The sequence below is a fragment of the Robinsoniella sp. genome (assembly GCF_034124845.1).
In genome coordinates this window covers 1-7,333 of record NZ_JAWYAJ010000455.1, presented here as the reverse complement: position 1 = coordinate 7,333, position 7,333 = coordinate 1, and the positions used below count along the sequence as shown (strand labels likewise).

At 40.3% G+C, this 7,333-nt stretch carries 8 protein-coding genes; 3 read left to right on the top strand and 5 right to left on the bottom strand.

Features of this window, described 5'->3' with window-relative positions; genetic code table 11:
• Together ACH2DQ_RS22470 and ACH2DQ_RS22465 are read left to right on the top strand one after the other, a co-directional pair.
• Positions 1–391, top strand: a 391-nt coding sequence (locus ACH2DQ_RS22470) for a sensor histidine kinase (RefSeq protein WP_395028403.1), incomplete at its 5' end; no start/stop codon positions are given.
• Between the two features lie 163 nt (positions 392–554).
• Positions 555–2,150: a response regulator gene (locus tag ACH2DQ_RS22465; RefSeq protein WP_394916128.1), complete on the top strand. Its 1,596-nt coding sequence runs from the start codon at positions 555–557 to the stop codon at positions 2,148–2,150.
• Between the two features lie 59 nt (positions 2,151–2,209).
• Here ACH2DQ_RS22465 and ACH2DQ_RS22460 read toward each other — a convergent pair whose 3' ends face one another.
• The 4 genes from ACH2DQ_RS22460 to ACH2DQ_RS22445 all read right to left on the bottom strand — a co-directional run bounded on the left by ACH2DQ_RS22460 (position 2,210) and on the right by ACH2DQ_RS22445 (position 5,991).
• On the bottom strand, positions 2,210–2,716 hold the full coding sequence (locus ACH2DQ_RS22460; protein ID WP_394916129.1) for an SEC-C metal-binding domain-containing protein: 507 nt from the start codon (positions 2,714–2,716) through the stop codon (positions 2,210–2,212).
• 213 nt (positions 2,717–2,929) lie between these two features.
• Positions 2,930–3,460: a hypothetical protein gene (locus ACH2DQ_RS22455; RefSeq protein WP_394916130.1), complete on the bottom strand. Its 531-nt coding sequence runs from the start codon at positions 3,458–3,460 to the stop codon at positions 2,930–2,932.
• 137 nt (positions 3,461–3,597) lie between these two features.
• On the bottom strand, positions 3,598–4,920 hold the full coding sequence (locus tag ACH2DQ_RS22450) for a sodium-dependent transporter (RefSeq protein ID WP_394916131.1): 1,323 nt from the start codon (positions 4,918–4,920) through the stop codon (positions 3,598–3,600).
• 45 nt (positions 4,921–4,965) lie between these two features.
• Positions 4,966–5,991: a threonine aldolase family protein gene (locus ACH2DQ_RS22445; protein ID WP_394916132.1), complete on the bottom strand. Its 1,026-nt coding sequence runs from the start codon at positions 5,989–5,991 to the stop codon at positions 4,966–4,968.
• A gap of 197 nt (positions 5,992–6,188) precedes the next feature.
• Here ACH2DQ_RS22445 and ACH2DQ_RS22440 point away from each other — a divergent pair, with 197 nt between their 5' ends.
• On the top strand, positions 6,189–6,416 hold the full coding sequence (locus ACH2DQ_RS22440; protein ID WP_394916133.1) for a hypothetical protein: 228 nt from the start codon (positions 6,189–6,191) through the stop codon (positions 6,414–6,416).
• A 41-nt stretch (positions 6,417–6,457) separates the two neighbouring features.
• Here the strand turns inward: ACH2DQ_RS22440 and ACH2DQ_RS22435 are convergent, their stop codons facing one another.
• Positions 6,458–7,096, bottom strand: coding sequence for a VTC domain-containing protein (locus tag ACH2DQ_RS22435; protein WP_394916134.1), 639 nt, complete (start codon positions 7,094–7,096; stop codon positions 6,458–6,460).
• Between the last annotated feature and the right edge of the window lie 237 nt (positions 7,097–7,333).

Genomic DNA, 7,333 nt, shown 5'->3' with positions numbered 1-7,333 from the left:
GAATATTCCGGAGGAAATGCTGGAACTGCAGGTACTAAAACTGATTCTCCAGCCTCTGGTGGAAAATGCCTTTTATCATGGACTGAACTACTGCCAGTATGGGAGTTTTATTAAGATTGAAAGCTGGATGGAGTCATCCTTTCTTTACTTTTCCGTCAGTGATGACGGGGTCGGCATGGATGAAACACAGCTTAATCAGCTAAATCTGGATTTAAAGCAGAAAGCGGAATTTACCGAACTGGGACACCGGAACAAGCAGAGCATCGGAATTAAAAATATTCACACCCGGATCCGTCTATATTACGGAGATGAATACGGGCTTCAGATACAGAGCCAAAAGGAAAGCGGAACATCCATACTGATTAAGCTTCCCAAATTAGGGCGTGTTTAAAAATTGCTCTCCCACATCTATGCGTCATACCTTGGGCATGATTCCTTCCAAGCAAGGGCACATAGACCGGCTATGTAACCTGGATTTGAATCTAATATACTGTGCATACTGGCAGCGTCGCATTATTACACCATTTTGCACACCCAACTATTAGGAGGATTCTATGTACACTTTTATTGTAGTTGATGATGAATCACTGATCCGCAAAGGAATTATCAAGAAGCTTTCTTCCATTCAGGACACCGTTCAATGTATTGGTGAAGCATGTAATGGTCAGGAAGCACTTACCCTCATCGAAAGAATGAACCCGGATATTGTAATTACCGACATGAAAATGCCTCTTATGGACGGAACTGCTTTTCTGTCACAGCTTACCCAGGATTTCCCCCAGATAAGATCCATTGTTATCAGCGGGTATAAAGACTTTGATTATATGAAACATGCCATCGCAGCACAGGCAGTTGACTATCTCTTAAAACCATTTGGCAAAGAAGCGCTGACAGGAGCTGTCCTGAATGCCGTAAAGCAGTTAAATGACCACCAGTCCATACAAAACCGGCTGATTAGCTCAGATGAGAAGAAAGAACAGGCCCGTTACAAATACGATCTGCAAATGCTGCAAAATCTCATAATGGGCTATCACACCACAGATTTTTCTATAACCTCCAATCGCCTGAACTTTGTTAACCAGATCCATGACCTGGTAATGATTACGACCTATTCCCAGACTGCTTTGGATTTTGCCGCTCTTACGGCATTTTTGACGGAAAATGCCTTTGGGGATCTGGCATTATTTCTGGAGCACGCCACGAACCAGAATCTGGGTTTTTTTATCTTATTTAAGCCGGAACATTCTGTGTTAAGCTCCGATGAAATGTGCAGACAGTTAATCCAGCAGCTAAAGAGCACCCTCTATGCCTCCAAAACACCGGTTTTATTTGGATGCAGCCGGACGCACCATTCGCTCCTGGAGCTGAATACGGCTTTCCTGGAAACCGTTACCGCTCTGAATACCAAAAAGGTCTCAGGCAGCACAGAAGCTTTCTTTCCGCCGGAGAAGAAAAGGGAACCGATTTCCATTACATGGGATAAAACAGAAGAATTTCTGTTCCGTATTGAAGCGGGGATGCCGGACCAGACGTCCTCACTTTTAGAAGAACTTTTTACTTATTTTCTTACCATCCCCGATGTAAGCCTTTATGACATAAAAGTATTCTGCTTTTCTCTGGCTGACCGGACTCGGTATATGATGAGCACCTACTTTGAGCAGATCACCCCCTCCTCCGCCAACAGCAGTATGCAGAATATCCTCAACAATATGTTCAGCCTTCAGGAGATAAAGGATTACTATCACCAATTTTATGCCAACATTACCTCTCTTTTTAAAACAGATAATATCTATGCTACTGAGGACATCATTGAGAAGATGAAGATTTACATGCAGAGACACTATCAAAATAATCTGACCATAGAATTCCTGTCCTCCCTTTTTTATCTGAACCGCAGCTACTGCAGCCATCTGTTCAAGCAGCGTACCGGGGAGACCTTTGTACACTGCCTGAATACCATTCGCATTGAAAAGGCAAAGCAAATGCTCTCTGAGACCGATAAAAAAATGTATCAGATCGCAAAAGCCGCCGGATATGACAATGTAAAATATTTTTTCCGTATTTTTAAGAAATATGAACACATGACTCCGGAGCAATACAGGCATGAATGTACATTTGTTATGTCAAAAGATCGTACAGACATTAACTGACAGAAAAAACCGGATGAAAAGCTTACTCGCTTTCATCCGGTTTTTACTATGCGATTTTATTATGCGTTTTTACCGCAGCACTTTTTATATTTTTTTCCACTTCCACATGGACATGGATCATTTCTTCCAATCTTCTTGCCTTTGACAATTGTATTGGCTTTCTTTGCTTCTCTGTAAAGCACTTTCATTTTCTCTTCATCGAAGATTTCATTCCACATTGGCAGCTCGTATAACCAGTCAGCCTTAGCGTCTACCATATTTTTGTAAAGAAGCTCTTTATCAAATCCTAAGTTTACTTCGGTGTTTTCATCCATTTCTTCAATTGGATTCTTCACCTTCAAACTTTCATCAATTCCATCCAGGAAGCCTACCATTGTCATTACCGGAATTTCAAACTTTTCAGCCAATTCCTTAACGGTACCTTTTACCACTTCTTCCGGATTGGCTAATAATTTCTCATAGATTCCTTTTTCAATTAAAAAATAATCAGTCCAAAACTTCTGAAGCTGCTTCTTATCTGTTTCCTGAGAGTATGCTACGTCTCTCCAATCCTGTAATAATCCCATATCTAATCCATCCTTTGTTTCATATTCGTAATTATAACACGTATAGTATATAACACTTTTGCTTATTTTTCAAAAGAATTTTATTTTTTATATAAAAATTGTATAGAAACCAAATTTCTGCTCATACTACTAACATCTACAAAAGAGAAAATTAATACTTATCCTCCCCCAAATACCGGGTCCGGCCGCAACAGCGCGGCGGGCCCGGTATTTTTAAAATTTCTTTTTAATCTTAAACTTGATATAGTCCCTGATATCTCTTTTTAACTGTTTTTTTACATCGTCTTTATTTGCCTTTGCCATCTGGTCATGAAATTCATCCAGAAGCCTGCGCTGGCTTTTTACATCTTCTTCGATTTTTTCCAGCTGTTTTACTTCGTTTGCAGATATTCGCTGCAGAATATATTCCGCATAGGCACTTGCCAGTTTCATGCCCCGGTGTTTGAGAATCTCATTCATTTCTTTGATTACCCTGATTTCGTGATTCCCGCCTACGACAAATGCGTAAATGTATGCCTGTTTATCAACCACCAGACGTCCCAGAATCTGTTTCATGCACTCCGGCAGATGTCCTTTTACACTTGCAAAAATAAATCCAACGGTTTTATTCTCTTCATAAATGATTGATTCTGTCACAGAAGATGCCTCTACCAGAATAACACCTTCATTTCTTTCCGCAAACATCCTTGCTATTTCTTTACTTTTTACACTGTGTCCATCATAATATACGGTACTATGTTCCATAAGATTCCTCCAATTCAATTGTTTCCCAGTATCCTTTTCAGCCACAAACGAATGGGTACTGGGTTTAACGTTTCAGGCAACATTGCCGATTTATCTTACGGTACCGCCAACTTCTGATCGAAATTGACTTTCACTGCTTAACCGATTCCTTTGTACACTACACTTAAAACCAGTACCAGGACAGCCAGGAAAATATATACATATTTCGCAGTAAAATCAAAGATTTTACCAACCGGCTTCTCCCGTCCCAAATTCAATTCTTCATCTATTTTCCTGGTTCCAAGTACCCAATAAATAATAATTGCGCACATAACTGCTCCAAACGGAACAACATAAATCGTAATGATATCCATCCACGTACCAAGATATGCTTCATTTTCTACAAATAAACCAACTGCAAGAGCAATGGCTCCCACAATCAATATGGCTGCCGTTCTTTTCATTTTTAACTGCTTCATTACCGCCTCTGCACATACCTCAAACATGTTAACCAGTGAGGTAATTCCTGCAAATAAAACGGAAACGAAGAATAGAACTGCAATCAGCCTTCCCGCCGGCATCTGGGCAAATACCTTCGGCAGCGTTATAAACATCAGCGGCGGTCCGGAGCTTGGATTCATTCCAAATGCAAAAACAGCCGGAATGATCGCAAATCCCGCAAGCAGAGCTGCACCGGTATCTAAAAGAGCCGTCTGCATGGATGCCTTTGGTATATCTTCTTTTCTGCTTAAGTAACTTCCATATATGATCATTCCCGAACCGGTAATAGACAATGAGAAAAATGCCTGCCCCATGGCCATTACCCAGGTCATAGGATCCAAAAGCTTCTCCCACTTGGGGATCAGCAGATATCGGTACCCTTCCATAGATCCCGGAAGGAAAAAAACACGTATTGCCACAATTGCAAATAAAATAAAAAATGCCGGCATGATAATACGGTTTACTTTTTCAATGCCTTTTAATACCCCGCCAATTAAAATGATGACGGTGATACAGATTACAACGGTATGCCAGGGAATACTTCCAAGGGTACCCGTAATCTCACTAAAATACTGTTCTGACTCTGTATTTAAAAAACTCCCGGTTACCGCTCCGAACAGGTAGCGCAGCACCCACCCTACAATAACCGCATAACCGATTGCAATGCCCAAAGATCCCAGCAGCGGAATACTGCCCAGGATCTTACCGCCCTTTTTCCCTCTGGACTTTAATGCATAGTCATATGCACCAACCGGTCCTGTTCCGGTCAGACGCCCCAGTGCAAATTCACCCGATAATCCAACCATCCCAAATAACGCTATAAATAAAAAATAAATAATTAAAAATGCTGCTCCTCCGTATTGCCCTACACGATAAGGGAACATCCATATATTTCCCATTCCTACTGCTGATCCAACACTTGCCAGAACAAATCCAAGTCTGCTTCCAAACTTTGCGCTCTCGTCACCTCTTTTTGACATTTCCCTTTTTCTCCTATCGTAGTCTCTATCCCGTACCTTATCCTGTTAAAGATCTGAAATCAGCGTCCGTACATTCTCTTCTTTTGTTGCCCAGCTGGTGCAAAAACGCACCACACTATGTGTTTCATCATAACGCTGAATATAAGCAAAACTATACTTTTCTTTCAATGATTCCAAAAATCCGTCTTCCATGATTGGAAACTGTTGATTCGTTGTGCTGTCTATGAATAACGGATATCCCTTTTCCAGGAATGCATTTTTCAGCAGCATAGCCATATCATTGGCATGCTCTGAAATTTTGAAATACAGGTCATTGCGGAACAGTTCGCCAAACTGGATTCCCAGCAGACGCCCCTTAGCAAGCATTCCGCCTTTTTGTTTGATCAGATAGCGAAAATCTTCTTTTAATGCCGGATTAGTAATGACAACCGCTTCTCCAAATAAAGCTCCTGCTTTTGTTCCTCCAATATAGAATACATCACAGATTTCTGCAATGGAAGGCAGATCCAGGTCATTTCCCTTTGCTGTAAGCCCATATCCAAGCCTTGCACCATCCATAAATAAATACAAACCATATTTTTTACATACGCTTCCAATCAAAGCCAATTCCTTTTTGCTGTAAATCGTACCATTCTCGGTAGGATTTGAGATATAAACCATTTTCGGCTGAACCATATGCTCATGTGTCTCATCTTCCACATGATCCCGATACAGCTTTTCGATTTGCTGTGCCTGAATTTTCCCATCATCACTGGGCAAAGTCAGTACCTTATGTCCACAGGCTTCAATTGCACCTGTCTCATGCACATTAATGTGTCCGGATACCGCGGAGATCACCCCCTGATGAGAACGTAATGCTGCATCAATCACAGTCAGATTCGCCTGCGTGCCTCCAACCAGGAAGTGTACGTCTACATCCTCTCTTTTGCATTTTTCCCTGATCAGCACTCTGGCTTCTTCACAATAACTGTCTTCTCCATATCCTGGGGTCTGCTCCAAATTAGTTTCTGCCAGCTTCTTTAAAATATTCTCGTGGGCACCTTCCCCATAGTCACAATTAAAACGTATCATGTTGTCAAACCTCTATTCTCTTTCATGTATAAAATTTGGGTATATCTTACCTGTGCAATTTTCATGCATATCTTTACTGTACAAAACTTTACTCTAAAAAGCAAGGAAAAAATACCACAATGGGCAAAATCTGACCGATTTGCTTTTTCTATCTATCTGTTGTATAATATTTCAAAACGCTATGAGGTATGTAAACTATGAAAAAGAAACAGATTATGGCCTGGATCGGCATTGTACTGCTGGTAGCTCTTTACCTGAGTACCCTTATTTTTTCACTCCTAAAAAGTGACTTTGCCTATGATATGTTCCGCATCTCCGTGGCTTGTACGATCATTGTTCCGGTACTGTTATATGGCTACATTCTCTTTTACCGGATTTCAAAAAAAGGGAAAGAAAAAGAAAAACCGGATAACCACAAAAAATAGGTTATCTGGTTTTTTCTTATTCATTCCCGCCATCCAAAGTTTTAAAATGCAAATGCAAAATCATCTGCAGGCTCTTCTGCCGTTTGAATCAGATTCATAATCATCTGAGGAAGCGTGACCTCCCATTTATAGCTGACATTAACCCGGTCTTCCGAAAGACACTGGATTGGGATTCCGTTACTTCCAAATATATCTACCTCACCGCCCGCTATACGACTGATACGATGGGCAAATGTAATATAACCTTTCTTGTAATTCATCATCTCTCTTTGATATTCTGTTATATGTTTAGGCCGCAGGCTGTTTAGTGTATATTGCAGGTAGAAATCGGAAAGCAGCTGCTTTTTATGTCCCTTCATCCATTCAACATCCTGGTTCAATATCCTCTGTGCTTCTTCCTTTGTAATCTTTACGCATCTCTTATATACAATCTCATTCTGTATATATTTTTTCTCTATATAGATTTGGGTTTCGTCGTCGTTCTTCATACAGATATAGTATTTTGGTACTGTGTCGTTGTGCAGCTCCCCTGCCGCACCAGTCTGCATAAATCTTAGTTTCTTCAGGCTGTATTTTTCAATCTTCTTTTTCGGCTGTCCGGTAAGTGCAGCCTGTTTCATTTGTTCGTACTTATCTTTTCTAACTGTTTCATTTTCTTCATAATACGTGGTGTATCTCATGAAAAATCCCCCTATCTTCCACCTTATACTATATGAATGACGTCCCGGCAACATGCATGTTTTTTAATATTTTCTGTATAAAATGACAAAACATTTTTCGTTCGCATTTTATAATTTTATTATAGCATTTAATTGTGAATACATGATGTCGCACTTCTAAAAAGTTTCTTAATTATATTAAGAATTGACAATTAATCACTTAGCATACTATGATAATAGGTAATACTTACTAAGGAG

What these genes read in the sequence shown, in the direction of transcription:
- ACH2DQ_RS22465 (WP_394916128.1), top strand. Translation starts at nt 555, where the DNA reads ATGTACACTTTTATTGTAGTTGATGATGAATCACTGATCCGCAAAGGA.
- ACH2DQ_RS22460 (WP_394916129.1), bottom strand. Translation starts at nt 2,716, where the DNA reads ATGGGATTATTACAGGATTGGAGAGACGTAGCATACTCTCAGGAAACA.
- ACH2DQ_RS22455 (WP_394916130.1), bottom strand. Translation starts at nt 3,460, where the DNA reads ATGGAACATAGTACCGTATATTATGATGGACACAGTGTAAAAAGTAAA.
- ACH2DQ_RS22450 (WP_394916131.1), bottom strand. Translation starts at nt 4,920, where the DNA reads ATGTCAAAAAGAGGTGACGAGAGCGCAAAGTTTGGAAGCAGACTTGGA.
- ACH2DQ_RS22445 (WP_394916132.1), bottom strand. Translation starts at nt 5,991, where the DNA reads ATGATACGTTTTAATTGTGACTATGGGGAAGGTGCCCACGAGAATATT.
- ACH2DQ_RS22440 (WP_394916133.1), top strand. Translation starts at nt 6,189, where the DNA reads ATGAAAAAGAAACAGATTATGGCCTGGATCGGCATTGTACTGCTGGTA.
- ACH2DQ_RS22435 (WP_394916134.1), bottom strand. Translation starts at nt 7,096, where the DNA reads ATGAGATACACCACGTATTATGAAGAAAATGAAACAGTTAGAAAAGAT.